Source organism: Paenibacillus sp. NFR01 (assembly GCF_900111565.1).
In the GTDB taxonomy this organism is placed as follows: Bacteria; Bacillota; Bacilli; order Paenibacillales; family Paenibacillaceae; genus Paenibacillus_AQ.
In genome coordinates this window covers 758,179-784,812 of record NZ_FOIK01000002.1, presented here as the reverse complement: position 1 = coordinate 784,812, position 26,634 = coordinate 758,179, and the positions used below count along the sequence as shown (strand labels likewise).

Annotated in this window: 22 protein-coding genes; 12 read left to right on the top strand and 10 right to left on the bottom strand. The window is 56.0% G+C overall.

What is annotated here, in order from left to right:
* Positions 1-21 precede the first annotated feature (21 nt).
* Positions 22-2,025, top strand: a complete 2,004-nt coding sequence (locus BMW84_RS14680; RefSeq protein WP_091069647.1) for a beta-galactosidase — start codon at positions 22-24, stop codon at positions 2,023-2,025.
* A gap of 512 nt (positions 2,026-2,537) precedes the next feature.
* Here BMW84_RS14680 and BMW84_RS14675 read toward each other — a convergent pair.
* Positions 2,538-3,374 (bottom strand): AraC family transcriptional regulator, encoded by an 837-nt coding sequence (locus BMW84_RS14675; RefSeq protein ID WP_254772992.1) that lies wholly within the window; start codon positions 3,372-3,374, stop codon positions 2,538-2,540.
* A gap of 147 nt (positions 3,375-3,521) precedes the next feature.
* Here BMW84_RS14675 and BMW84_RS14670 point away from each other — a divergent pair, with 147 nt between their 5' ends.
* Positions 3,522-5,552 carry a beta-galactosidase gene (locus tag BMW84_RS14670; RefSeq protein ID WP_091069645.1) on the top strand — a complete coding sequence of 677 codons (2,031 nt, stop codon included), beginning with the start codon at positions 3,522-3,524 and terminating at the stop codon, positions 5,550-5,552.
* A gap of 177 nt (positions 5,553-5,729) precedes the next feature.
* Here BMW84_RS14670 and BMW84_RS14665 read toward each other — a convergent pair whose 3' ends face one another.
* Positions 5,730-6,467, bottom strand: a complete 738-nt coding sequence (locus BMW84_RS14665) for a hypothetical protein (protein ID WP_091069644.1) — start codon at positions 6,465-6,467, stop codon at positions 5,730-5,732.
* A gap of 177 nt (positions 6,468-6,644) precedes the next feature.
* On the opposite strand from BMW84_RS14665, the gene BMW84_RS14660 reads away from it, so the two are divergent.
* Together BMW84_RS14660 and BMW84_RS14655 are read left to right on the top strand one after the other, a co-directional pair.
* The gene (locus BMW84_RS14660) at positions 6,645-7,202 is read left to right on the top strand and encodes an SLOG family protein (RefSeq protein WP_091069642.1); all 558 of its coding nucleotides are present in this window, start codon (positions 6,645-6,647) and stop codon (positions 7,200-7,202) included.
* A gap of 12 nt (positions 7,203-7,214) precedes the next feature.
* Positions 7,215-7,535, top strand: a complete 321-nt coding sequence (locus BMW84_RS14655; RefSeq protein ID WP_217646134.1) for a YciI family protein — start codon at positions 7,215-7,217, stop codon at positions 7,533-7,535.
* A 52-nt stretch (positions 7,536-7,587) separates the two neighbouring features.
* On the opposite strand, the gene BMW84_RS14650 is transcribed toward BMW84_RS14655, so the two are convergent.
* Together BMW84_RS14650 and BMW84_RS14645 are read right to left on the bottom strand one after the other, a co-directional pair.
* On the bottom strand, positions 7,588-9,045 hold the full coding sequence (locus BMW84_RS14650) for an amidase family protein (protein ID WP_091069641.1): 1,458 nt from the start codon (positions 9,043-9,045) through the stop codon (positions 7,588-7,590).
* Positions 9,046-9,170: 125 nt separating this feature from the next.
* The gene (locus BMW84_RS14645; RefSeq protein ID WP_091069639.1) at positions 9,171-9,659 is read right to left on the bottom strand and encodes a hypothetical protein; all 489 of its coding nucleotides are present in this window, start codon (positions 9,657-9,659) and stop codon (positions 9,171-9,173) included.
* A 176-nt stretch (positions 9,660-9,835) separates the two neighbouring features.
* On the opposite strand from BMW84_RS14645, the gene BMW84_RS14640 reads away from it, so the two are divergent.
* From BMW84_RS14640 to BMW84_RS14630, 3 genes are read left to right on the top strand one after another with little or no spacing between them, the layout of a single operon-like run.
* On the top strand, positions 9,836-10,186 hold the full coding sequence (locus BMW84_RS14640; RefSeq protein WP_091069637.1) for a DUF1648 domain-containing protein: 351 nt from the start codon (positions 9,836-9,838) through the stop codon (positions 10,184-10,186).
* A 53-nt stretch (positions 10,187-10,239) separates the two neighbouring features.
* Complete coding sequence (locus tag BMW84_RS14635) at positions 10,240-11,238, top strand: Gfo/Idh/MocA family protein (RefSeq protein WP_091069636.1); 999 nt, start codon at positions 10,240-10,242, stop codon at positions 11,236-11,238.
* Between the two features lie 13 nt (positions 11,239-11,251).
* Positions 11,252-11,728 (top strand): DinB family protein, encoded by a 477-nt coding sequence (locus tag BMW84_RS14630; RefSeq protein ID WP_091069635.1) that lies wholly within the window; start codon positions 11,252-11,254, stop codon positions 11,726-11,728.
* Positions 11,729-11,797: 69 nt separating this feature from the next.
* Here the strand turns inward: BMW84_RS14630 and BMW84_RS14625 are convergent, their stop codons facing one another.
* Entirely contained in the window at positions 11,798-13,456 is a 1,659-nt protein-coding gene (locus tag BMW84_RS14625) for a histidine kinase N-terminal 7TM domain-containing diguanylate cyclase (RefSeq protein WP_091069632.1), read from the bottom strand.
* Between the two features lie 149 nt (positions 13,457-13,605).
* Between BMW84_RS14625 and BMW84_RS14620 the strand changes: the two genes are divergently transcribed.
* Complete coding sequence (locus BMW84_RS14620) at positions 13,606-14,562, top strand: AraC family transcriptional regulator (protein ID WP_091069630.1); 957 nt, start codon at positions 13,606-13,608, stop codon at positions 14,560-14,562.
* A 143-nt stretch (positions 14,563-14,705) separates the two neighbouring features.
* On the top strand, positions 14,706-15,605 hold the full coding sequence (locus tag BMW84_RS14615; RefSeq protein WP_091069628.1) for an SDR family oxidoreductase: 900 nt from the start codon (positions 14,706-14,708) through the stop codon (positions 15,603-15,605).
* A gap of 81 nt (positions 15,606-15,686) precedes the next feature.
* Here BMW84_RS14615 and BMW84_RS24845 read toward each other — a convergent pair whose 3' ends face one another.
* The 4 genes from BMW84_RS24845 to BMW84_RS14595 all read right to left on the bottom strand — a co-directional run bounded on the left by BMW84_RS24845 (position 15,687) and on the right by BMW84_RS14595 (position 21,250).
* A complete protein-coding gene (locus tag BMW84_RS24845; protein WP_175498821.1) occupies positions 15,687-17,321 on the bottom strand; it encodes an S-layer homology domain-containing protein in 1,635 nt (544 codons plus the stop codon).
* A gap of 1,174 nt (positions 17,322-18,495) precedes the next feature.
* Positions 18,496-19,488: a sensor domain-containing diguanylate cyclase gene (locus tag BMW84_RS14605; RefSeq protein ID WP_091069625.1), complete on the bottom strand. Its 993-nt coding sequence runs from the start codon at positions 19,486-19,488 to the stop codon at positions 18,496-18,498.
* Positions 19,489-19,519: 31 nt separating this feature from the next.
* Positions 19,520-20,323, bottom strand: coding sequence for an alpha/beta fold hydrolase (locus tag BMW84_RS14600; protein ID WP_091069623.1), 804 nt, complete (start codon positions 20,321-20,323; stop codon positions 19,520-19,522).
* A 108-nt stretch (positions 20,324-20,431) separates the two neighbouring features.
* Positions 20,432-21,250 carry a methyl-accepting chemotaxis protein gene (locus BMW84_RS14595; protein ID WP_091069622.1) on the bottom strand — a complete coding sequence of 273 codons (819 nt, stop codon included), beginning with the start codon at positions 21,248-21,250 and terminating at the stop codon, positions 20,432-20,434.
* 309 nt (positions 21,251-21,559) lie between these two features.
* Between BMW84_RS14595 and BMW84_RS14590 the strand changes: the two genes are divergently transcribed.
* A complete protein-coding gene (locus BMW84_RS14590) occupies positions 21,560-22,765 on the top strand; it encodes a macrolide family glycosyltransferase (protein ID WP_091069620.1) in 1,206 nt (401 codons plus the stop codon).
* Positions 22,766-22,851: 86 nt separating this feature from the next.
* Here the strand turns inward: BMW84_RS14590 and BMW84_RS14585 are convergent, their stop codons facing one another.
* Positions 22,852-23,940 carry a GntR family transcriptional regulator gene (locus BMW84_RS14585; protein ID WP_091069619.1) on the bottom strand — a complete coding sequence of 363 codons (1,089 nt, stop codon included), beginning with the start codon at positions 23,938-23,940 and terminating at the stop codon, positions 22,852-22,854.
* A gap of 326 nt (positions 23,941-24,266) precedes the next feature.
* Here BMW84_RS14585 and BMW84_RS14580 point away from each other — a divergent pair, with 326 nt between their 5' ends.
* Positions 24,267-25,880, top strand: a complete 1,614-nt coding sequence (locus BMW84_RS14580) for a xylulokinase (protein ID WP_091069617.1) — start codon at positions 24,267-24,269, stop codon at positions 25,878-25,880.
* Between the two features lies 1 nt (position 25,881).
* Positions 25,882-26,577: an L-ribulose-5-phosphate 4-epimerase gene (locus BMW84_RS14575; RefSeq protein WP_091069615.1), complete on the top strand. Its 696-nt coding sequence runs from the start codon at positions 25,882-25,884 to the stop codon at positions 26,575-26,577.
* Positions 26,578-26,634 lie beyond the last annotated feature (57 nt).

The window sequence follows — 26,634 nt, the reverse complement described above, 5'->3', positions numbered from 1 at the left end:
CCAACGGGAGAGGAAGATTACATGCGCGATAAGATGAACAATGTACAGATCGGCGTAGATTATTATCCGGAGCATTGGGACGAGTCCATGTGGGAAGCGGATATCTCGCTAATGAAAGAAACCGGAGTCAAGGTGGTCCGCGTCGGGGAATTTGCCTGGAGCCGGCTGGAGCCTGCCGAAGCCGTCTATGATTTCGCCTGGCTGGACCGTTCGCTGGATTTGATGGCAAGATACGGCCTGCAGGTTGTTATCGGCACGCCCACGGCAACGCCGCCGCGCTGGCTGACGACGGCCTATCCGGATGTGCTGCCGGTCTTTGCCGACGGACGGACGTTTCACCCTGGCGTCCGTCATCACCGCTGCTACAACAGCCGCTCGCTGCGCCTGTTCGGTGCCCGGATCACTGCGGAGCTGGCCCGGCGGTATGCCGGTCATCCGGCGGTCATCGGCTGGCAGACCGACAATGAGTTCGGCATGCTCGATTGCCACTGCGATGCCTGCAACGAAGCGTTCCGGGCTTGGGTACGGGCGAAATACGATTCGCTGGCGGCATTGAATGCGGCCTGGGGTACGGTGGTTTGGAGCGGGGAATATGGCACGTGGGAGGAGCTGACGGTTCCTTACGGCGGTTCGCCGCATCAGAACCCGTCGCTGCTGCTGGACTATCAGCGCTTCCAGTGGGATGCGGTGGTCAGCTTCCAGCAGGAGCAGATCGACCTGATCCGGCAGTATTGCCCGGAGCATTTCATCACCCATAATTTTCACAGCTATCCGCAGCGGCTGGACCAATATGCGGTCGGCGCGGCGCTGGATGTGGCTTCGTTCGACTACTATCCGAACACTTCGCCGCTCAAGCAGGAGACGACCCCTTACAGCGGGGCGTTGTCCCTGGATGTGACGCGCGGCATCAAACGCCGCAACTTCTGGATCATGGAGCAGCTCAGCGGCTCGCCGGGCTGCTGGATGCCGATGTGGCGCACGCCGCATCCCGGGATGATCCGCGCCTATGTCTGGCAAGCCATCGCCCGAGGCGCGGATACGGTGGTGCATTTCCGCTGGCGCAGCGCGGTCGCCGGCGCGGAGCAGTTCTGGCACGGGCTGATCGATCACAGCAATGTGCCGGGCCGGCGGTTCGCCGAGTTCGCCGGGCTTTGCGGCGAGGTGAACGAACTGAGCGAACGGCTGAAAGGCAGCGTACTGCAGCATGAAGTGGCGATCCTGCACTCGCATGAGCAGAAGGTTGCGCTCGATATTCAGCCGCAGGCCGAAGGCTTTGACTATTACGAGAACATCAAGCTGGTGCACCGTTCTTTAACCAAACTGGGCATCGGCTGCGATGTCATTCATGCCGGCGAGCCGCTGGACGGATACAAGCTGGTGATTGCGCCGAGCTTGTACGTGCTGGATGAGCCGCTTGCTGCGCAGCTTGAGGCCTTCGCGGCAGCCGGGGGTACGCTGCTGCTGACCCCGCGTACGGGCGTTAAGAACCCGGACAACCTATGCGTCATGTCGCCGCTGCCGGGACTGCTGAGCCGCGCGGCCGGCGTGACCGTCGCCGAATACGATCCCGTCGGACGGGAGACGCATGCGCTCGTCGACGGGGAAGGCCGCACCTATGCCTGCAGCCAGTGGTGCGACCTGCTGACGCCGGATACGGCCGAGCCGGTCGCCTGGTACGGCGACGATTTCTTCGCCGGCATTCCGGCGGTGACGGCCAACCGCTTCGGCGCGGGCCAGGTGTACTACTTCGGCACGTTTGCCGAAGAAAGCTACTGGACCGCGCTGCTGGCCCGGCTGGCCGGGGAGCAGGAGCTGCAGCGCTTCGCCGGCTTGCCGGACGGCGTGCAGGCCACCGTCCGCCGCGGGCCGGGCGGGCGATTCCTCTTCCTGCTCAACCTGAACCGCGTGACGCAGACCGTCACGCTGCCCGCGGGTTATCGCCGTGCCTTGGGCGGCGGCGAGGTGCCGGCAGGCGAGCTTGCGCTCGCGCCGTTCGGCGTGGAGATTCTGGAGCTGCCGGAATAGAAGTTTTGATAGCCCCATCCCTGGCGTCAGGGATGGGGCTGCTGGTGTGGAGGATAAAAGTTGATCGGGCGTATGAAGGACTAGTGAGTGATAAGGATGGGCTAGCTTAAGTGTGGGGCGGGCTTGGTTTAGCTGTTACAGGCTGCCGTTGCATTTAGTGCAATGGATTAGCTTAAAAATCGCCCAAATATCAAATCCGTTGCACTTCGTACAACGGATACGGGGGAAAACAGGCTCATATCGCGCTAAAACCAACTATCCGTTGTACAAACTGCAACGAAATGAAAAAAATCAAGCATATGTGCGCTTTTCATTGTACGAAATACAATGAAAAGTGATAGCGCGTAAATAACGGCAGAAATGCCGTTATTTACGCGCTATCACCGCGGCCTTTTGCCCACCTGCCGCAAGGCCCTTGGCGCCTTCATGGTTGCCGTCGCTCTCCGCCCGCAACCCGCCGCTCTGGCCCGTACCCCGCCGCTTCCCACCCGCAACCCGCCGTTCCCGGCTGGTTAATGCAGCCGCCGGAACTGCTCCGGCGTCACCGTCGCCTGCTTGCGGAAGGTGGCGACAAAATGGCTGACGTCGCGGAAGCCGACGAGCTGCGAGATCGCCTTGACCGTCAGGTCGGAGCGGGTGACGAGCAGCTCTTTGCTTTTGCGGATGCGCAGCCGGAGAAGATAGGCATACGGAGACAGGCCGAAGGTCTGCAGGAACAGGCTGCCGAGATGCCGGCCGGAGACCTCCAGCCGTGCAGCCATGTCGTCCAGGCCGATATCGGGATCGGCGAATACGGTATCCATCCATTTGAGCAGCGGCTGCAGCTTATCCACGTTGCGGGAAATGGCGGAGCTTTTATGCCACTGCCCGTATTTGTTTAAGGTAAGCAGGAAATGATAGGCTTCGGTTGACGCGCCGATCCCGAGGATGTCGCTGTCCAGGTCGTAACGGTCCAGCATGTCCTTCAACATCAGCGTCAGCGGGGACTCCTGCTCCCAGCGGTACAGGGCGTTGTCCAGCATGCCGAGCGATTCGAGAATCTGGCCGGCGGAGCCCCCGGCGAACGTAAGATAATACGTCTCCCAAGGCTGGGAGGACACCGATTCGTAGCGGTGGGGAGTGCCCGGAAGCAGCAGGACGCCGCTGCCCGGGGTCAGGGCATGCTTTTTATTGTCGAATTCAATCATGCCTGCGCCTTGTGCGGTTTGCAGCCAATGAAAAGCATAGTAGCCTTCCGGCCGGGAAATATCCTCCTGCTGGGGATTGTACCCAAGGTTGTCGAGCATGACCGGCAGCGTATGGCCGTCTTCCTGGGCGAACACGATACGCCGGTGACCGGGGGTAAGCAAAGGAATCCTCTCCTGCTGCGAGCTTGCTTTTTCAAGACATCAATATGTTCCGGATTATTATATGCAAGCGCGAATATTTTATATATAAAGGGATACGTGAAGAAAGTACAATGGGAATATAATTATACTATAAAGGATGTGCACAACGTGATCAACGATAAGCTGCCAAAGATCTGGTATGGCGGAGATTACAATCCCGAGCAATGGGACGCTCCGGTGTGGGCCGAAGATGAACGGATGTTTAAGCTGGCCGGAATCGATGTGGCGACGATCAATGTTTTTTCCTGGGCGCTGATTCAGCCTTCCGAGGACACCTATGATTTCTCCGGGCTTGACGCCTTGATGGACCGTTTATATAAAAATGGAACCTATGTCTGCCTGGCGACGGCCACCGGCGCGCATCCGGCGTGGATGGCCCACCGCTATCCCGAAGTGACCCGCGTCGACGTGCAAGGCCGCAAGCGCAAATTCGGCGGACGCCACAACTCCAATCCGAACTCTGAGGTCTACCGCAAATTTGCAACCAAGCTGGCCGGCAAGCTGGCGGAGCGTTACAAGGATCACCCGGCGCTGGTCGCTTGGCATATTTCCAATGAATTCGGCGGATATGACTATTCCGAACAATCGGAAGCCGCGTTCCGCGTCTGGCTGCAAAAACGTTACAGCACCCTGGACAACCTGAACCGCGCCTGGAACACCAGCTTCTGGGGGCATACGTTCTATGACTGGGAAGAAATCGTGCTGCCGAGCGAGCTGAGCGAAGAGTGGAACGGAAACCGCACGAACTTCCAAGGCATTTCCCTCGACTTCCGCCGCTTTATGTCCGACAGCCTGCTGGAATGCTACAAACTGGAGTACAACGCCATCAAAGAGCATAGCACCAACGTGCCGATCACGACCAACCTGATGGGCTTCTATCCGGAGCTGGACTATTTTGAATGGGCAAAATATATGGACGTTATCTCCTGGGACAACTACCCGGCGCTCGATACACCAGTCAGCTTTACGGCCATGACGCATGATCTCATGCGCGGCCTCAAGAATGGCCAGCCGTTCATGCTCATGGAGCAGACGCCGAGCCAGCAAAACTGGATGCCGTACAACTCGCTGAAGCGTCCGGGCGTCATGCGTCTGTGGAGTTATCAGGCGGTGGCGCGCGGCGCGGATACCGTTATGTTCTTCCAGCTCCGCCGCTCCATCGGCGCTTGCGAGAAGTACCACGGTGCGGTAATCGAGCACGTCGGCCATGAGCATACCCGCGTGTTCCGGGAGGTCGCGCAGCTCGGCAAAGAGCTGGAGCAACTGGGCGATACGCTGCTGGATGCGCGCAGTGCGGCGCAGATCGGCATCGTGTACGACTGGCAAAACCGCTGGGCGGTCGAGCTGTCGAGCGGTCCTTCGGTAGCGCTGAACTACGTGAATGAAATTCACAAATATTACGATGCGCTGTACCAGCAAAACATCGAAGCCGACATGATCGGGATCGAAGAGGACCTGTCCAAATACAAAATCGTCATTGCACCGGTAATGTACATGGTAAGACCTGGTTTTGCGGAAAAAGTAGAAGCGTTCGTCAAAGCGGGCGGTACGTTCATCACGACCTTCTTCAGCGGCATCGTCAACGAAAACGACCTCGTGACCGTCGGCGGTTATCCAGGCGAACTGCGCAAGGTGCTCGGCATCTGGGCCGAGGAAATCGACGCGCTATTGCCGGAGATGAGCAATGAAATCGTCATGAACGGGACATGGGGACGCCTAGGCGGCGTGTACAAATGCAATATGCTGTGCGACCTGATTCACGCCGAAGGCGCTGAGGTGCTTGCCCAGTACGGCTCCGACTTCTATAAAGGCATGCCGGTGCTCACCGCCAATTCCTTTGGCGAAGGCAAAGCGTATTATATCGCCAGCAGCCCGGAAGCGGCGTTCCTGCGTGATTTCCTGGCTACTGTCAGCGAAGAGCAAGGCATTCAGCCGCTTGTTGCCGCGCCGGAAGGCATTGAGTCGGTACAGCGCGTGAAAAATGGCGTGCCGTACCTGTTCCTGCTCAACCATCAGCCGGAAGATCTCAAGGCAGAGATCGGTGCCGCTGAACGCGTCGACTTGCTGACTGGCCAAACCTTCAGCGGTACAGCCGTTGTTCCGGGACGGGGACTGCTGATCCTGACGGAGAAGAACTAAAAACTAAACGCAGCAACCTTCGCTGCACATCGGAAATGAAAAAGACGGCTTTATCGGGAGCTTCGGCTCCTGATAAAGTCGTCTTTGTTTAATGTTTGCTTTCTCCGAGTTTGCTTTCTCCTCGTTTTCTTCCGCATTCGACTCTCTGCCTTTTCCGCCCTCGGCTCAGCCGCCTGTCTACGCCCCTGCTCCCGAATCCGCTCCAGTATCCGTTCCCGTATCCGCGCCCGGAGCGCCGTTGCCGCCGCCGTTTGGACCGCCGCCGAAGCCACCGCCTCCACCGCCGAAACCGCCAAGCGTAATCTTCTCGGTTTCGGTGGAATCGCTCTTCAGCGTATAGCGGATGACGTCGCCGGCTTTCAGATCCGCCAGGCTTAGCGCCGTTTCCTTCTGTTCATTGTTGTCGAAGGTCACCGATACGATCTGGGTGTCGCTGCCGACGGTAATATCCGTCGTCTCCTCGGAGAAATTTTGCTGCATGCGTCCGCCCCCGAAGCCGCCCTGGCCGCCCCCGCGTTGGCCGCCTGCCCCGGCGCCCCGGCTGTTGCCGCCTTCAGTGCCTAACGCCTGACCGCCTTCCGGCGGCGTACCCTGCTGCCCGTCCGCGCCAGCGCCTTGGCCATTTCCGCCGTTGCCGCCCTGCCTCATGCCTGACGGCATCTCTGCGGTATACACCGTGATGGTATTGCCGTTTATGCTTTTGATTTTGCCAAGGTTCATATTCATGAACCCGTTCATGCCGTTTTGTCCGCGCCCGCCGGCTTGTCCGTTTTGTGCAGCGCTGCCGGTTTGCGTTTGCGCTTTTTGCCCGCCGCCCGCAGCGGAAGCGGCATTGTCGCTATTTGCGCCGCAGCCGGACAGCAGGACCGCAGCCATCAGGCCGGCGGCCATCAGATAAGGGACAGTTTTTTTCATCAGAATCGGTTCCTCCTCAAATTTCCAGTACATCTACATGAGCATAATATATCAGACGCCGATAAAAGAAAGCTTAATCTTAGCTGAAAGTTTGCCTAAGAAACGCCGGTCCGGCATGATATAGTATACATATCCAAAAATAACGATTTTCCGTGAACCGGAAAGAGGCGGCACAACATGAAGACAATACTCGTAACCGGTTACCGCGCGCATGAGCTGGGCATTTACGACAGCAAACACGCCGCGGTGCCGTATATAAAAAAGGCGATCAAACGCCGCCTGATTCCCCTGCTCGACGAGGGCCTGGAATGGGTCATTACCCCCGGGCAATACGGCGTGGACCTGTGGGCCTGCGAAGCGGTGCTGGAGCTGCAGGAAGATTACCCCGGCCTGAAGCTGGGCATCATTACCGCGCATGCGGCGCCCGAGGAACGGTGGAAGGAGGAGAAGCAGCAGGAATACCGGCGGATTCTTGCCAGGGCAGATTACTGCGCGCCGGTCAGCAAGGCACCGTACGAAGGAAGCTGGCAGTTCCGGGCCCGGGACGATTTGCTGTTGCGGAAAAGCGATGGAATCCTGCTCTTTTACGATGAGGAAGCAGCAGAAGGCAGTCCGAAATACATGAAGGAGCGGTCGTTGAAAAAGCAGGTGGAGGAAGGCTACGCTGTCTATTTGATCTATGCGGAAGAGATTCAGAGCATTGCCGACGAGGAGAACAGGGCGGATTATGAATAGGGGGAACGTGCATTGAGCGGTGCCGGATATGAAGAAGATATTTGTTATGTCATTTTGCTGACGCCGACCGCGCAGGACCGGCGGGATATGGACATTATCCGGGGGCATGTCGCCCATCTGCAGGAGCTTGAACGAAGCGGACAGCTGGTCTTGTGCGGGCCGTTCAGCGATGCCCCGGGCGGCATGGTCATTGTCCGTGCGGACTCGCGCGATGAAGCGGTCCGGATTGCTGAGCGCGATCCGTACGTGCGGACAGGCATCCGCGCCTATGAAGTGCGGACCTGGGGGCTGTCGCACGCGGGCAACCGCCATATGGGAATCGCGGCCGAATAAACGCGCCGCGATCCCGCCGGAGCCGTCCGTCCGGGCAGGGGACGGACGGCTCTCATATAAAGCTGCGCAGCGAAGGCGGCCTGCGCACTTGGGTATGCTGTTCGAAGGCGTAAGCCAGCCGGATCAGCACCGGTTCCTCGAAGGCTCGCGCGGCAAACGCGACGCCGAACGGCACGCCCGTCTTCGTATAGCCGGAAGGCACCACGATCGACGGGTAGCCGGCTCTCGAGGTAATGCGTGCGCCGAAATCGGCAGGGAACAGCAAGGCATCCAACCGGTGCTCCGCCATGACGGCGTCGATGCCCTGCTCCTTGCACAGCCGCAGATCGGTCAGCCGGTCGCGGATGTACTGCGTTTCGGTCAGCCGGCCCGAGGTCGTATATTCGGCGTCAAGCAGCGTCGATTGGCCGTAACGCAGCGTTTCGACCGGATGGGCGTGGTTGAAGGCGATAATATCCTTCAGCGTGCGCACCGGTGCACCGGGGCCGAGCTTCGCCAGATAAGCGTTCAGCGACGTCTTGAACTCGTTGAGCACGACCGATGAGTATTTGATCTCGCGGGCCGTGGGGATGTCTGCCGGATCGACGATCGTCGCGCCTAGGTCGCGCATTTTCTCCACGGAGGCATTGAACAGCGCCAGCTGCTCCTCGGTCACTTCTTCGAAGTAATAGTCGCGCGGAATTCCGATGCGCGCGCCTTTCAGGCCGTCCGGATCGAGGAAGGCCGTATAATCGGCGTGGCGCCGGCCGGCGCCTTTGCCCATGGCCGCATCCTGCGGGTCGGCGCCGAGCATCGTGTTCAGCAGCAGTACGGCGTCAGTGACCGTCCGTGCCATCGGCCCGGCGGTATCCTGGGTGTTCGACAACGGGAGAATGCCCGTCCGGCTGATTAAGCCGACCGTCGGCTTAAGGCCGATGACCGACCCGAGATTGCCGGGGTTGAGGATGGAGCCGGAGGTTTCGGTGCCGACGGACACTGTGCAGAAATTGCAGGCGACCGCCACGGCCGAACCGGAGCTGGAGCCGCCCGTCGGATGGGAAATGTTGTACGGATTGAGCACTTGTCCGCCGCGCGAGCTGTAGCCGGAAGGCATGCCGGTCGTCATGAAGTTGGCGAATTCGGTCATGTTGGCTTTGCCGAGGAGGATGGCCCCTGCTTCGCGCAGCCGTGCCGCGAGATAAGCATCCTCCGGGGCGTACGAGTCCGCCAGCGCCAGGGAACCCGCGCTCGTATGCATTTTATCGCCGGTGTTGATATTGTCCTTCAGCAGCACCGGAATACCGTGCAGCGGTCCGCGTGGCCCTTGCAGTGTTCGCTCCGCATCCAGTGCCTCTGCGATGAACAGCGCATCGGGATTGATCTCCAGCACGGAGTTGACGGTCAGGCCGCTTTTGTCATGCTCGGCAATGCGCTCCAGGTACATCAGGACAAGCTGCCTGGAGGTGAGTTCGCCCGACTCCAGCGCCGCCTGGATTTCCGGGATTGTGGCATCAATGAGTTCAAAGCTCATAAGCTCTCACGCTTCTTCCTTGGGAAGTGGACCATCCTCTTTACCTAATCCTATTGTTAAGCGCTTTCGTATATGATTCGGAGCCCCGGCGCGTCCATTTGGAATTTTCGTGACGGCTCCCCGGCTTATCCTTTTACCGGAGCGAATCCTTCTTCCTGCAAATATTCCTCGGCTTCCTGGAAGGTTTCGAAGGCCATCTCCAGGTTCAAACCGGCATACAGATACCAGAGGTCTTCCTCCCGCCGGAGGCTGAGCGTGTGGCCGTCGCTGTTGATCCAAGCCGACTCCTGCGGCGCTTTCTTTTTCTTCTTGGAGGCCGACGCTTCGGGCGGGACATAGGAGGAGAGGGCGTCCAGCGTCCGGTCCAGCAGCTCGCGCAATTGTTCCTCGGTATAGTCGCGGATGTTCACCAGCCCTTTGTCATCCATCTCGTAGCCGCTTAGCAGGCCGGCATACACAAAACCGTTGCCGTTCGGATGCAGATGGTAAGCGACCGTCTTTTTCTCGTGGCGGCTTTCCTCAAAGTGATAGTTCACCCGGCCGAGGGAGACGTTTTTCCGCTCCAGTTCCGGGTATGAATCGAGAATCTCCAGTTTTTGTTCAAAGGTCAGCATCATTATCCTCCGTTATCGATCAGCTTTCATTCCATAGTTGCAAGTGATTATACCATGCGGGCCGGGAGCGAGCCTAGTGCTTGCGTCGGAGGGACTATTTTTCAGAAAAAGATTGGATATCACCTGATCCATTCCGATAATTCTTATAAGAGAAGACCCATGGGGAGGCGTACTTGATGCTAAAGGTGAGAACAACCCTGCTGGTAAGCTTGCTCATCGGCGCGGTTCCGCTGCTGCTGTATTTTGTGCTGTACTCTTATTTGCCCGCCAAGGTGCCGATTCATTACAACGGCCGGATTCCGGACCGTTTTGTCGAGAAATCCAGCTTTGAGGTGCTGCTGCTGGGCCTCCTGGGCTGGGGCGGTCTGGCCATGATGAAACTCCTTCATTTGATTTTGCGAAAAACGTTCATGCAGAGCTATATCCAAAATATCGCGGCCATTAACCGGCTGTGGAACGGGGCGATCCTGCTGGTGACGGCAGCCTTCTCGGTGCTGGGAAGCTGGGCATTGCTGGCTATGGTTTAATCGGGAAATTTGATAGAATCAAAAAGACAGCGATTCCAAGGAGGAGTAACCATATGACCCAAGAACAAGCATTCACTGTAAAATGGGGAATTCTCAGCACCGGCTGGATTGCCCATCAATTCGCGACCGACCTGGCGCATGCCCATAACGGTGTCGCTTATGCCGTAGGTTCGCGCAATCAGGAAAGCGCAGACGAGTTTGCCAAAAACCATGGCATTCCGGTCGCATACGCTACATACGAGGAGCTGGTCAACGATCCGGAGGTGGACGCCGTCTACATCGGAACGCCGCATCCGTTCCATAAAGACAATGCGCTGCTCGCGCTGCGCGCCGGCAAAGCCGTACTTTGCGAAAAACCGTTTACCGTCAACAGCGCGGAGCTTGAAGAGATCGTATCTTATGCCCGCGGGCAAAAGCTGTTCCTGATGGAAGCGATGTGGAGCCGGTTTATCCCGGCCAACGTGAAGGTAAGAGAATGGATCGCTTCCGGCGTGATCGGCGATGTCCGCACCGTCAAAGCCGACCTTGGGTTCCGGGCCGACTGGAATCCGCAGGGCCGCCTGCTGAATCCGGAGCTGGGCGGGGGCGCACTGCTGGACGTCGGCATTTATCCGGTGTCTTTTGCATCCATGATTTTCGGCCCGCATCCGGAGCAGGTCTACAGCACGGCGCATATCGGGGAGACCGGAGTGGATGAGCATTTCTCGCTGCTGCTCGATTACGGCGGCGGCAAATCGGCAATGCTCGGCGGCGGCGTACGCCTGAAAATGCTGGAAGAGGCATTTATCTTCGGTACGGAGGGTTACATCGTGGTGAAGGGCACGCTGGTGAATCCGAAAGCGGCCGAGCTGTACATCGGCGGCGAACGGGCTGAACGGTTCGAGGATGACCGCGAATCGATCGGCTATTCCTTTGAAGCGGAAGAAGTCGGACGCTGCCTGGAAGCCGGCCTGACTGAAAGCCCGGTCATCCCGCTGGATGAGTCGCTGGCGCTGATGAAATTGCTGGATCTGGTGCGCGGCCAGTGGGGCTTGCGGTATCCCGGCGAATAAAGGGAGGGACTCCATGGTTCATGCCAAAGATGTGCTTGCCAATCAATTGCTGGCGGGCGCCAACGATCCTAGCTGGCATCTGCCGTTTATGCAGGCCGCCCAAGGAGTGACCGAGGAGCAGGCGTTCTGGAAGCCTGCCGCAGGACTGTTCAGCATCGCGGAACTGACGCAGCATCTGCTGTACTGGAATCAAACATGGCAGACCCGGTTCCGGGAAGGGCATGTAAATGCCGTCCCGCGGATCGCGAGCAACGACGCCAGCTTTATCGTTCCCGCAGAAATCGCTTATGCGGAGCTTCGCGACAGGCTGCTGGAGGTGCTGCTGCAGTGGCACCCGCTGCTCTCCGAAGAGCGCCTTGAAGCCGAAGTGGACGGCTTTCCGGAGCCGGCCCGCTGGTGGGAGATCATCAGCAATGTAGTGACGCATAATGCCTATCATATTGGACAGATCGTGCTGGTCCGCAAGCTGTATCAAGCATTGCCGAGATAAGTACTATGTAAAAGGCCACCCTTACGCGGAGTTTCCCCGCATGAGGGTGGCCTTGCGCTATAGTAGAGGTTATCCCTCCGCGGCTACGATCCGGTTGCGGCCCTGGTGCTTAGCGTTATAGAGCGCTGTGTCCACCGATTTAAACAGTTCGCTCAGGTAGGCGGAAGGATCTTTGGCCGGACCGGCGGTGAAATCGCCCACACCCAGCAACCCCATGCTGATCGTCACCGAAATCGGCTGCTCGAAATGGTCGATATACATCCGGTTGCGTTCGATATTGGTCTTCAGAGATTCAGCGATGCGCCGGGCCTGCGTTTCCCCGGTCGCCGGTAAATAAATCAGAAATTCTTCGCCGCCGTACCGGGCGAGGATATCCTGCGGCCGCAGCGTCTGCCGAAGCACTTCCACCGTGCCGCAAATGACCGCATCGCCCGCCAGATGGCCGTAGCGGTCGTTGACCGCTTTGAAATAGTCGATGTCGATCAGGATCAGTGTGCAAGGAAACGGCTCATGGCGGCTCTGGGAGACTTCACTTTCAAGATGCTGGGTCAGATAATGCCGGTTATAGCAGCCTGTCAGACTATCGGTAATCGCCATTTTGGTCAGTTTGCGGTTCGTTTGATACAGCTCCTCCTGAACCTTCACGAGCGACTGATTCCGTTCCTGCAAAATGGTGTTCTGATGATGGGTCTCGTCGATCAGCCGCCGCAGTTCGGTAATGTTCTGGAACGTGAGAATGCGTCCGACCCGGACGGTATTCACCAGGATCGGTGCGGCATGGATACTGACGTACATTTGAATGTCCGGATGGAACAGCTCAATTTCGGCCGTCTCCAGCGGGAAATCCCGGTAATGCCTGAGAAAATGCCCAAAGGCGTTGGCTCCGCCAGGCAGAATGCAGGACAGCTCGAACCGGTCGCCGGTCTTCAGGCTCATGAACGGATGCAGCGCCTGATTGATCTCGACCACCTTCTCCTGATCGTCCAGAACCAGTATGCCGTATTCAAGGGTGTCGATGATGTCCTGATGGGCGATCGTGACGATATCGAACACTTTATCCTGATGAATCGTAATGACGAAAAATATTGCCGAAATTAATATCCCCAGCGAAGTAAACCCTGGGATGACGGGTAAATACGGGTCCAGTACAACGTTCAGAAAGATGTCGAGCAGCAGGCAGACGGTGACGGACACGATGCCCTTCAGCATGTAAAGGACCTGGTTTTTGATCCGGGTCACCTGATCGGATATAAGCGCCTTATAGATAATGTATAATGACGCGACGGCATGGAAAATCAGGCTCGCCAGAATAAACCAGAAGAACGGGCCATACAACCGTTCGATGTAATGCCCGTCCACCGGCCGGACAAACCAGCCATACGGATTGAGAATAACGCCGATGGAGGACAGGATGGGCGGAATCAGCAGGAACAGCACGAATTTGCGCTTCAAATACTGGTATTGCTCTGAGAGGAGAATGGTGAAGAATACCCAGCCGGTCGTCAGGAGGGCGCAGTCTACAAAGGCCAATTTTACATAGAACAGCTGATATATCGGAGCGTCCGCCGTGCGGATCGCAAATTGGCAGTAAGGCCAGATCATCATCGCCAGATGAAAACCGAGGTACACTTTATGTAGCTTCGTGATGTTAACGGAAACAAATATGTATATGAGCAGAAGAAAGAGGATAAAGCATAGTATCAGATCGATCCATGACTCCAATGCCAACAGGCTGCACCTTCTTGCTATATGGTAGTATTGAAGATTATATGGGTTCAATGGGTTGCATATTGATCTAAATATATAATCAGATGCGCAAGATTACAAGCATATCACGCCTGAGCAGCAGGTGAATTTGAGAGGTGGCTGTGAAAAAGATGACTACTCGGCCGGAACATGCGCCTTCGTCTATTCATGCCGGAGGCAAGGAACTGCTCGCTGCGGAAACGGCACGGCTGGCACGGCTGATTGCAGCCCATGCCCCGTTCGACGGCACGTTCGACCTGAGCATTCCCGGTGTGCAGGCCAGCCGGTTCTCCGCTGCGGATGTGGAATATTTGAAGGTTTTTGAGTGGCCTGCGCTGCTGATTGCCGCCCAGGGGGCAAAAACCGTTACCGTGGGGCATGAGGTATATGCCTTCGGCCGGTCCGGCATGCTCATGCTGCCGGTTGCCCTGCCGATTGCGATGAAAGCGACAGAGGCCAGCTATACTGAGCCGTTTCTCGGCGTGAAACTGCGGCTCGACCCGCAGCAAATCGCCGGGCTGGTCCTGAAGCTGTATCCGCAAGGCTTGCCTGCTGCTGCAAAGCGGGGGACGGGTTATCTTCTGGAAGCGGATCTGGGCCTGATAAAAGCTTTATCCCGTTTGATGGAATGCCTGGCGAGCCCAAGCGATGTCCAGTGGCTGGCGCCGCTCACCATGGAGGAAATCCTGATTCGCGTGCTTCGCAGCCCGATGGGCGGCCGTGTCGCGGAAATCGGGCTGGCGGATTCAGGCGTGAACCGGGTGAGTCAAGCAATCGGCTGGCTGAAGGACAACTATGCCCAGCCGGTCAAAATTGCGGAACTTGCGGATCTCGCGCATATGAGCGAATCTGCATTCCGCGAGCATTTCAAGAGCATCACGTCCATGAGTCCGCTGCAATACCAGAAGGCGCTGCGCCTGCATGAAGCGAGACGCTTAATGATTTCCGGCGCGCTGGATGCGAATGCTGCCGCGCAGCAGGTTGGTTATATCAGCAATTCCCAGTTTAACCGGGAATACAGTAAGTTTTTCGGTAGCCCGCCAAAACGGGATATCGCGGGTTTGCGGCAGCAAACGCCGCCTTTCTAGCGGAAACAGCCGGTCCTGGAATTTCGGCGAAATAGGCAAAAAGCAGCGCGGAACAGGCAAGCTTGGGGATAACACGCGCCTTATAATAAAGTCGGCCTTGATTCAAGGCACTTGATTAAGCAATCGCCAAGGAGGCTTTGGATATGCGCGTTTTTGTTACCGGAGCAACAGGTTTTATCGGCTCTGCCATTGTACAGGAGTTATTGGCTGCGGGTCATGGGGTGATCGGTCTTGCCCGTTCGGAGCAGGCGGCCCAGGCGCTGCTTGCGGCGGGCGCCGACGTGCACCGCGGCTCGCTGGACGACCCGGACAGCCTGAAACGCGGCGCGGCCGCCGCGGAGGGCGTCATCCATACCGCTTATAATCATGATTTCGGCAATATGTCCGCGGCCGGGGAGCTGGATGTTTTGGCCGTTGAGGCGCTTGGCGCTGCACTCGTGGGGACTGGAAAGCCCCTCGTCGTCACCTCCGTGATTTCTCACCTGGCGAAAGGGCGGGTGTGCACGGAAGCGGACGAGCCGGACGGCGGATCTGCGGTTAAACACCGCTCCGCCGCGGAGGAGGCGGGCTTGAAGCTGGCCGACGCGGATGTGCGCGTGTCGGTGGTGCGGCTGCCGCCTTCGGTGCACGGCGAAGGCGACCGCAGCGGGTTCCTGCCCGCCGTCATCCGCACGGCGCTTCAAGCGGGCGCGTCCGCCTATGTCGGCGACGGCACGAACCGCTGGTCGGCCGTGCACCGGCTGGATGCCGCGCGGCTGTACCGGCTCGCGCTGGAGTCGGCGCCGGCCGGCGCCCGGCTGCACGCGATCGGCGATGAAGGCGTGAGCTTTCGCGCCATCGCGGAAGCGGTCGGCCGCCGGCTGGACTTGCCGGCCATCTGCATATCGCCGCCCGAAGCGGCCGGCCACTTCGGCTGGCTGGCGCATTTTGCGGCGCAGGATGTGCCGGCATCCAGCAAGCTCACGCAAGCGTTGCTCGGCTGGCAGCCGGTGCACCCGGGAATTCTCGCCGACCTGGAGCAGGAATTCTACTATCGGTCATAAATAGCAAAGGGACAGCCCCGCGGTCATGCGAATGACCTGCGGGGCTGTCCCTATTTTTGCATCAAGGATTCAAGTGATAAATTAGATCAAATCGGATTTTTTCAGGAGACGCTGAATTAAGGTTGCGGCTTCGGCGCGCGTGATGTTCGCTTTCGGCATCAGCTTGCCGCCGTCGCGTCCGCTGACCAGCCCCGCTTGAGTTGCGCTGACGACGCTGTTTTTCGCCCAGCTTCCGATACTTGCGCTGTCGGCAAACCCGGCGAGTACGGCATCGGCATTGGCCGAAGTTGCCGTATTGGCGAGACCGGTTACCTTCATCGCGTCGGCCAGGATCGCGGTTGCCTGTTCACGGGTGATCTTGTCGTTCGGACGGAAGGACTTATCTTCAAATCCCGTGATCAGACCGTAGGCAGCCGCTGTATTTACGACTCCGGCATACCATGCACCTGCACTCACATCCGTGAAGGCGGAGGTGCCTGCATTGACCGGCAAGCCTAAGCCGCGGACGACGATGGCGGCAAATTCGGCGCGGGTAATGTCTGCGTTCGGCAGGAAGGTATCATAAGTCGCTCCGGTGACAACCATTCTGGAGCCCATGTCGTTTACGGCATCCTTCGCCCAGTGATTGGCGACATCGGCAAACGTAACCGGATGCCAAACGACGGAATAAGTGCTGTTTGTAAGGCTGTTGATCTGCGCGTAGTATTTGCCGTCAATGCTAACGACTTCAGTCGGCACATGGCGTACCGAGCCGTCGGCATTTACAACGATCCCTGTCGTGATCTTGGACGGGTCAACGCCCAGCGGCAGCGGTACAGTCCGTTTTACATACGTATTGAACAGGCTGATTTCTTTGCTGTTGCCGTTGTAAGAAGCGGTCACGTTGAAATCAAGCGGTGCGGTGACCAGCGTAAAGCCTCCATTGCTTGCTGCATGATTCACAATCTGCGAAGTGGCGCTGTCCGAATCGCTGATGTTGACTTGGAACGTGATGTTGCTAAGGTCCGTGCCGGCTCCCAATTGCATGGCCAGCGTATTCACGCTGATCTGGTTAGCCGGAAGCGTGTAAGTACCTTTGCTGGTTTGGAGAACAAGCGTAGCAGAGCTGTCCTCCATATTTTTCATCATATCGCCGCTGAGCTGCGTGGCAAATGCATTCGAAGCCGAAGTTACCGGCACGGTTACGACTGCATTGCGGCCTTCTGCGCTAAGCTTTGCCTGCAATTGCACGGGATCAATCGTAATCGTAGTTTTGCTAGTGCTGCCGCTCGTGGTGGTATTCGACTTGCCGATGCTTTCGGCTTTGCCGTTGACCAGAACCTGGACGTTATCGCTTGGCGAAGCAGTAGCAGTCGGAGTAGTTGTACCTGTATTGCTGCCGGTGTTAGAACCGGAATTGGATCCGGAGTTAGGATTGGTGCCGGTATCCGGGTTCGAGTTGCCGCCATTGGACCAAACCGCATATAAGGTAACATTTTTAGTCGGCCGGATCGTTGCGCCGGGCAAATAATCAGCAACCGGGGAATTCGGCGTAAGGCTCCAGCCGGCTAAAGTAAAACCTTCTTTCGTTAAGCCTTCTCCGTCTGAGACGGTAGCAGTGGTTGCCCCAGGACCGTAGAAGTTGTTGTCTACAGGAACAGTACCTGTTGCGCCGTTACCGTCATAGGACACTTGGGTTCGAAGTTTGTAGAGATCATACTCTTCTTGGATGGCCATATTTGAATATACTTCAGAACGAGAATCGACGGCCAGCGTCTCTGCTTGCGTAGGGCCATCGCTTACCAGTTGGACCCATCCCGATCCTTCCGTACGGTATAACCGTGTTTTATCAATAGAATCGCGTACACCTTCTAGAACATAGAGGACCCCATAATTATCAACTGCGATGCTTCGAGGGGAAAAATGACCAGGATCAGGAGAAGCCAGTGAAGTCCGGTAACCGGTTGCGAGATCCACCTTCCATATTCCCGCATTATCTGAGATATAAAGGAAATTGGGAGTGACCACCATATCATTGATATTATACAAAGGATCGAGATTGACGACAGTTGAACCATCAAGCTGGTGGTCAATATCAATGGGAGACCAATTGCTGCTGCTCAAGGAATATTTGAATACTTCTCCATAGTTGGTGGCTAAATACAGGTTTCCGTCCTTATCTGAGGTGAACGCCGTTGCCGTAGGAACTCCAGTGCTTATCGTGCTCAAAGTAAAAAGTGTTCCATCTACGTTAGGCGTCAACTTATATACGTATCTACCTTGGCCCCAATCAGCGGAAGTGATGGCATAAAGATTCCCGTTGCCGTCTGCGGCCAAATCGCCGGTTGGAGAAGTAAAGCTCCCTGTTATTTTTATTAGATCCACCGGCAATGAAGTGTTATTGGTGTTGTTGGCTTCGACGACTTCATCGTTGATGCGTCCATATTCATGAATATTATATTGGCTGTCCAGAATGTAAACCTTACCGTCGGTTGCAGCCATGCTGGAAAACGTGGTTTCTAAACTCTTATCATTTGTATTAACCCACGTGCTGAGCCCGGAAAATTTAAATTCAGCGGCTGCATAGGCTTTTCCACCCCCTAGCGGTTGAAGTAGCGCGGAGAATATCAGCAGCGCGCTAGCTGCTAATGATAGTTTTGCTGTTTTCTTGTTGCCGGACCTCAATAATGCCATTCATGATCGCCTCTTTCGCTGTGAGAGTATTGCAGATTTAATAATAGCAAAATTTAGTCGAAATTTGAAGAATAAACTTCATATTTATGCAAAATGTATCACCTCTCATCAGTGGGGCGGAAGGAAAACTAGAATCTTGTCGATTCAAGAAAAGGGAGTGGGCATTTTTTAATTTCTTCTGTGAATTTATATTCATTTTTAAGCATAATAAAAACCCCTAATAAAGGGGTTTTGCAGATAGCTCCAGGCTGTGCGTCACCCGGTTTCTACCGTTTGCTTTGGAGGCATAAAGCGCGCTGTCCGCTTGTTCGAGCAGAATTTCTGCCGAATCGCCTTCCGTAAAGGTGGAGCTGCCGACACTGATGGTCAATCTTCCGGTTTCCCAGGCTGCCGAAGCCGTCACCAGCCGGAGATTCTCGGCCACCAGCCGGGCTTCATCGGCGTTCATATCCGGAAGGATCAGCACGAATTCTTCGCCGCCGAAACGGGCGACGGTATCTTTTTCCCGGGAGTGAAATTTGAGCAGGCTGCCGAGCTTCTCGAGCACACGATCACCGGCCGGATGCCCAAAGGTATCGTTTACCCATTTAAAATGATCGATATCGATGATGAGCAGCGAAAAAGGAACCTTGGAATCTTCATAGCGCGCGATCTGCCAGGCCAGCGCCTCTTCAAAATATCTGCGGTTCTTCAGCCCGGTAAGCTTGTCGGTGGTAGACAGCTCCAGCAGAATGGAATTCAGCTCCATGAGCTCAGCCTGCTTCTGCTTGATCTCGGCATGAAGCTGGTTCAGGCTGGCAAGGGCCTGATCTTTCTCCCAGTAAGCATCTTCGATCTGCTTTTTGGCCGTACGCAGCTCTTGTTCATAATCGATGCGTTTACTCATCGGAACAAGCACGCAATCGATAACCTCCACGCCGCCGATTTCGAAACGCCGTCCGTTAAGGATATACGGGACCGAGGCCCCATCGCTGTTTTTCAGGCTGATGAACAATTCGTCCACATGTCTGTGCAGGTTGATGTTGGGATAGAAATAAGAATGGAAGACCAGTTGGTTGGCCTTCGACATTAAGGAATCCACATGCTTCTGCAGGAGTGCCTGGCGCGCGTAGCCCATCGTATCCAGAAAAGTCTGATTAACCTCCGTAATAATGCCTTCATGCGTAATGGAAATATACCCGCACGGGGCATATTCCAAGCGTTCATCCATGGTTCATGCCCTCGCAATACTGCTTGATCTTTTAGCCGATATGCTGAAGATACGCTTTAATTAACGTAATGGTCTCTTCGGGATGACTGATATGCGGGTAATGGCCTTTGGCTTCCATCAGCCGGAACTCGCTACCGCGCAAATTTTGGTGTAAATATTCACCTACTTGAATAGGGACGATGCTGTCATCCGAACACTGCAGAATCAATGTGGGGATGCTGGCTTCGGCAACGGCGCTCCGGTGGTCGGACAAGAAGGTAACCTCGGCAAATTCCCGCGTAATGACCGGGTCGGCGGTAATAAAGCTCTGTTCCAGATCCTTTACCAGCTCCGGACGCTCCGGGCTGTTCATCGCAAGCGGCGCCATAAAGCTGGCCCAGCCGCTGAAATTCATCTCCATCATGTCCAGCAGCTCGGTAATGTCGCTCCGTTCGAACCCGCCGAAATACTCGCCGTCATTCAGGTAACGCGGGGATGGCCCGATCATTACCATGGATGAAAAGAGCTCCGGACGTTCGATGGAAGCGAGCATGCCGATCATCGAGCTGACGGAATGCCCGAAGAAAATGATTTCGGTCAATTCCAGCGCTTCAATGACGTCGAGCAAGTCCTGTACATAGCCGCGGAAGGTGCCGTAGCGTTCGGGGCTATAGGCGCTAAGATCGGAATTGCCCGAACCGACGTAATCAAACTGCACCAGCCGGTAATCCCCGGAAAAAGCGGGGGAGATATACTGCCACATCGTCTGGTCGCAGCCAAAGCCATGAGCCATGACGATCGTGCGCTTCCCCTCCCCGAGAACTCTTACTTTATTTCTTGCGATTACGTTACTCATCCGTACATGCTCCTTCTAGTATCGATACAATACTCCCATTGTGAGGGCGGAGCGAAAAAAAGACAAGTGGACATAAAAAGTCATTGTTCTACAATTATCGACATTATTCTATAAATCTTTAGCAAATTCATTGAGCTTTTCCGACATTTCTCGAATGTTATAGATAAACGAGGAAATCTGCTCGGAAGATAACGCCTGATCCTGTACAATCGCGGCAATCTGCTCAATCGAGATACCCATCTGCGACGTTACCGATTTAATGGCGATCAGGGTCTCTTGAACCGATTTCGTGGAGTCCACCGTCTCATTCGACAGCTTGCGGATTTCCTGGGCAACGACCCCGAAGCTCCGTCCTTTATCCCCGGCATGGGCCGCTTCGATTGCAGCATTGATGCCCAGCAGGTTGGTCTGGCTGGCGACATTTTTAATCATTGTCACGACTTTATCGGTCTGGTTCACCTGGTCGCCGCTCCTGCGCGCCAGCGAGAGCAGCTGCCGGGAGAAATCGGCCAATTGATTGGAGCCTTCGGCTACATGTCCGAGCCGTGTACTGGCTTCCGTCAGCGAACAGGAAATTTGCTCTGCAATATTCCGCAGTTCCTGGTGTCGCCGGAGCTGGATGGCAATTCCGCCGATAACCGCTCCTTCAAGATTCTGGACCGGAGTTGCCGTTCCCGTAAACTCGAATCCATAAAATTCGGCCGGTACTTCCGCCCGGAGCGTGGTGTTGCTTGTAATCGCAAGGGTCAGCGGTTCTTCGGCCTGCAGCAACTGGCCGGCGTAAATTTGTAAATCAATATTGTCCCCGGGCCAATAGGCGATAAATTTCTCCAGATCGCATACCGCGATGGATAGATCGGCAGGCACGGCTGCCTTGAATACCGGAACGGCAGCGATCAGCTGCTCCAGCGATTCGACTTTGTACATGATGTATGCCCACCTTTTCTAGGGTATGGATAGTGATTTGCATCACAGTTGGTATATTAAATTATATATCGGCCGGCGGGTAGTCCCATTCAAGTAGGCAAAACAAAAAGGCCCCGTTCGCCATATCGGCGTGCGGGGCTGCGGTGCACTGCTCCTTGGGCGCCACGCGGGAGCCAGCAGCTATGCGGCGATGTACCGCTACTCTTTCCCGGTATTCGTGCTTTTCTGCATCATTTATATACTCTATGGAAGAAAAGGTGTACAATTCGGGCGGAAGAGTGGGCAAGCTAGCGAATAAGGAGGGATCGGGTGGCGCGCGTATTGTTTGTCAATGCCGGCTCGGAAGGGCATGTGAACCCGACGGTTGGCGTAGTTGCGGAGTTAATCTCGCGAGGAGAAGAGGTCGTTTATTTTACGATACCGGCTTATCGCGAGCGGATGGAGCAGGCTGGGGCAGTTGTACGTACAATTGACGAGGACCGGTTCATACAGGCGTTTATCGCAGGCGGAAGACGGTATGCGCTGGAACGGATCAACGGTCTGCTCCGGACAGCGGAAGTAGTCATACCCGGGGTGCTGGAGCAGATTGCCGGAGAGCATTTCGATTATCTCATCCATGACTCCATGTTTGGCTGCGGATATCTGCTGGCGCAAATTTTGAAGCTTCCCGCCATCTGTTCATGTACTTCCTTTGCCCAGACGGAGCCGGAATTCAGGCGTATGCTGGAAGGATCGTTTCAGGATGCTCCCCAAGAAGAAGCCGACGCCGTATGGGCGGAATACCGGCGTTTGGTTAAGCAGGTAGAGTCGAATTACGGCGTGCGTTTTCCTTCGCCGTATGAAGTCTTTTGCAATCCCGCACCGCTGACGGTCGTCTATACAACCCGGGCATTTCAGCCGGATGGGGAGGCTTTTGGCGAAAACTATGCCTTTGTGGGACCTTCCATCGGCAAGCGGATTACGCAGGACCAAGTGGATGGGGCTGCTCTTCACGCGGATAACCCAATCTATATCTCGCTGGGTACCGTCTTCAATCAGGCAGCCGACTTTTACCGTTTATGCTTCGCGGCATTCGGAGGTTCAGGGCATACAGTGGTTCTGGCGATCGGGAACAAGGTACAGGCCGCCGATTTGGGGCGGATTCCGGACAACTTCATCGTGAAAAGCTATGTCCCGCAGAAGGAAGTGCTGCAGCAAGCCAAGCTCTTTATCACGCATGGCGGCATGAACAGCGTGCATGAAGCACTTTATAACGGCGTCCCGCTCGTCGTCCTTCCGCAGAGCGCCGACCAGCCGCTGATTGCCCGGCGGGTCGCCGAGTCCGGAGCGGGAATCGAGCTGCGGATGGAGGGCTTGAGCGCTGCCGATTTGCGCGATGCTGCCGAACGGGTGCTGCGTTCACCCTCGTATAGGGCGGCCGCGGCCAAAGTCGGAGAGACCTTCTGGCAAGCGGGCGGGTATGCCGCAGCGGCCGAGAAGATGATGGCGTACAGCAGACAACATCCTATCATATGAAAAACTAAACCCCTTCCGGATGTGGAAGGGGTTTGGTTTTGCGGGGAGGACGAGTGAGCACCTCTATGCCGGGTTTCAGGAAGCGTTCAGGACTCCATCGCCTTTACGGTCTCCCCGTCCACCAGCATTGGTTGATAGTAGGTGCTGTTCTTCAGGTCTTTTTTTCCTTGAAGCTTCTTAATGATCCAATCGGCGGCGTCGCGGCCCATTTGCTCCTGCGGATGGGTTAACGTCGTCAGCTTGATGTTGGCATTTTTGGCGATGTACGAATTATCCTGGCCGATGATGGACAAATCTCCGGGAACCGCGAGGTCAAGCTGCCGGCAGACGTTGACGACTTCCAGTCCGACTTCGTCGTTGTAACAGACAATAGCCGTCAGATTCTCCCGATTCTCTTCAAGGAAATGCTTCAGGCTTGCCGACAACTCCTGTTTCGATTCCGTATCAAAGGACAGCACCTGCTCGGGATGAAAGCGCAGTTTGGCTTCGCCGAGCGCCTTGATATACCCTTTCATGCGGTATTTGCCCTGCAAATCGTCCATTTTGGCGATGATGCCAATCTGGGTATGCCCTTTGGCAATTAGCTCGCGGGTCGCCAGATAACTGGACTGCACGTCGTCCAGGCAGAGAAACGGCACTTCCAGTTCTTCATAATAAGCATTGATCATGATAAACGGGACATCCTGTTCCTTGAACGATAAATAGTAGGCGATATTCGGGTTGTACAGATTGCTTTTGGTCGGTTCGATAATCAGCCCGTCGACGCCGAAGGAGAGCATCATCTCCAGCGCCTTTTTCTCCTGGGCGACATCGTTGTTGGTGCTCGCCAGCAGCAGCGAATAGTTGTCTTCGTTCAGCCGGCCCTCAATCCCCCGGATAATGGAAGGAAAAATATAATCGGAGATGTACGTCGTAATGACGCCGATCGTCCGGTTGTTGGCATTGCCGCCGGATTTGGCGCGGTACTGGTTGCTGACATAGGTGCCGGAGCCTTTTTCACTCCGCAGGAAACCGTCGTTCGACAGCTCCAGAATGGCTTTGCGGACCGTTTGCCGGCTGACGTTATATTTATCCTGTAAAGCGGATTCCGTGGGAATCTGTTCGCCTACGCTGTATGCCCCTGAGAGGATGTCGCTTTTGATCTCTTCCAGGATGACCTGATATTTTGGTTTCATCGATCCCACTCTTTCGCATTTGTTCGAGTACGAATTGTCGTTCCGTTAATAGTTGTATGTACATATTTTAACATGATTCTGCGTTTTGTAACATCTTTTCTGCATTTCGAAACCAAAATCAGGACTAGACGGGTAGTTTATGAAGAAGCTTCGGGTTTAGAGGGTTATTCCGCCCACTTATCATTATGATATTTGTAGGTATATCTTATAATGTGTGTTGACAAATGTACGAACAAAAAATATACTAGGGCTGTCAATAAGGGAAAGCGCCTTCTTAATGTATATTAGACGTTAACAAAGTAGGGACAGAGGGGAGTAACGTGAGCATGGATCAGAACATTGCACAGGCGATTACCAAGGGGGAAACGGCGCTTGGGATCGAATTTGGATCCACACGTATCAAGGCGGTGCTGATTGACCGCCGGTTTGAAACGATTGCTTCGGGCAGCTATGAATGGGAGAATCTGCTGGTCGGCGGTTACTGGACATACAACCTGGCCGATATTATCAAAGGCCTGCAGGACGCTTACAGCGAAATGAAAGCAGAAGTACAGCGGAAATACGGAGTGACTTTGCAAACCGTCGGTTCGATCGGCTTCTCTGCCATGATGCACGGATATATGGCCTTCGACAAGGCAGGCGAACTGCTGGTGCCGTTCCGGACCTGGCGCAATGCCACGACCGGCGCCGCGGCCAAAGCGCTCACGGAGCTTTTTGAGTTCAACATCCCGGAACGCTGGAGCATCGCGCATGTGTACCAGGCCATCCTGAACGAAGAGCCGCATGTGCCGCAGATCGATTACGTGACAACGCTGGCCGGCTATATCCACTGGCTGCTGACCGGCAATAAAGCGCTTGGCATCGGCGATGCTTCGGGCATGTTCCCGATCGACGAAGCTACGCTGAATTACAATGCAGCCATGCTGCAGCAGTTTGACGAGCTTGTGGCCGGCAAGGGGTACCCTTGGAAGCTGTCGGAAGTCCTTCCGAAAGTGTACAGCGCCGGCGAACAAGCGGGTGCATTGACCGAAGCCGGAGCGAAGATTCTCGACCCTTCGGGCGATTTGCAGCCGGGCATTGTGCTGTGTCCGCCGGAGGGCGATGCCGGAACCGGAATGGTCGCCACGAACAGCGTGCGCAAACGGACCGGCAACATCTCGGTAGGCACCTCGGTATTTGCCATGATCGTCCTGGAAAAAGACCTGACCGCCGTGTATCCGGAAATCGATATGGTGACGACGCCGGACGGCAGCCCGGTCGGGATGGTGCATGCCAACAACTGCTCCAGCGACATCAACGCCTGGATGGGCTTGTTCCGCGAGTTTTATGAAGCGATGGGCCAAAAGGCGGATGCGGCGCAGCTCTTCAGCGTCATGTTCAATAAGGCGCTGGAAGCGGACGCCGACGGCGGCGGCCTGCTGAGCTACGGCTATTTCTCCGGCGAGAATATTACCGGCATCGAAAAAGGACGCCCGCTCTTCGTCCGTTCGCCGGAAAGCCGGTTTAACCTGGCGAACTTCATGCGCGTGCATCTCTTCACTGCTTTTGCGGCGCTAAAGATCGGTATGGACATCCTGACCAAGAAGGAAGATGTCGCCATCGACAGCATCCTGGCCCACGGGGGATTGTTCAAGACTCCGCTCGTTGGTCAAAAAATGGTTGCCGCAGCGCTGAACGTTCCGGTATCCGTCATGTCTACCGCCGGCGAAGGCGGAGCCTGGGGCATGGCGATTCTCGCCGCTTACCTGACGGACAAAGCCGCTGGGGAGCCGCTGGCCGACTACCTTGAGAATACAGTATTCAAAGATGCGGAAGGTCAGGAAATCCGCCCGGACAGCGCGGATGTGCAAGGCTTCGAACTGTTTATGGAGCGATATGTGAAAGGCTTGGCCATCGAGCAGGCCGCAGTAGATCACCTGGTAGAGAACTGGAGGGAATAAGATGTTAGAGCGTTTGAAAGAAGAGGTCTATGAAGCCAATCTGGACCTGCCGAAGCATGGACTGGTCAAATATACTTGGGGCAATGTGAGCGCGGTGGACCGCGAAAGCGGGCTGTTCGTCATCAAGCCAAGCGGCGTCAGCTACGACAAAATGAAGCCGAGCGACATGGTCGTCGTCGATTTCGACGGCAACGTGGTGGAAGGCGACATGCGCCCATCTTCCGATACGCCGACCCATGCGGTGCTTTACAAGCATTACGCCGAAATCGGCGGCATTGTGCACACGCATTCGACATGGGCGACAATCTGGGCGCAGGCCGGCCTGGATGTGCCGGTGATGGGCACCACCCATGCCGATACCTTCTACGGCGCCGTGCCGTGCACCCGCTTCCTGACCCAGGAAGAGATCGACCGCGGTTATGAAGCGGAGACGGGCCGCGTGATTATCGAGACTTTCGAGCAGCGCGGTCTGGACGTGATGGCGGTTCCCGGCGTGCTGCTGAAAGGCCATGCCCCGTTCACCTGGGGCAAGGACGCCCATTCGGCGGTGATGAACAGCGTCGTGCTGGAGGAAGTGTCGAAGATGAACCTGTTCGCCCGCGAGCTGAATCATTTTGCCGAAGAGCTGCCGCAGCGCATCCTGGATAAGCATTACCTGCGCAAGCACGGCAAGGACGCCTACTACGGGCAGAAATAATATTTTACCAACCAAAGATGAAATGGCTTCTTAACAAGGCGCGAAGGCGCGGAGAGA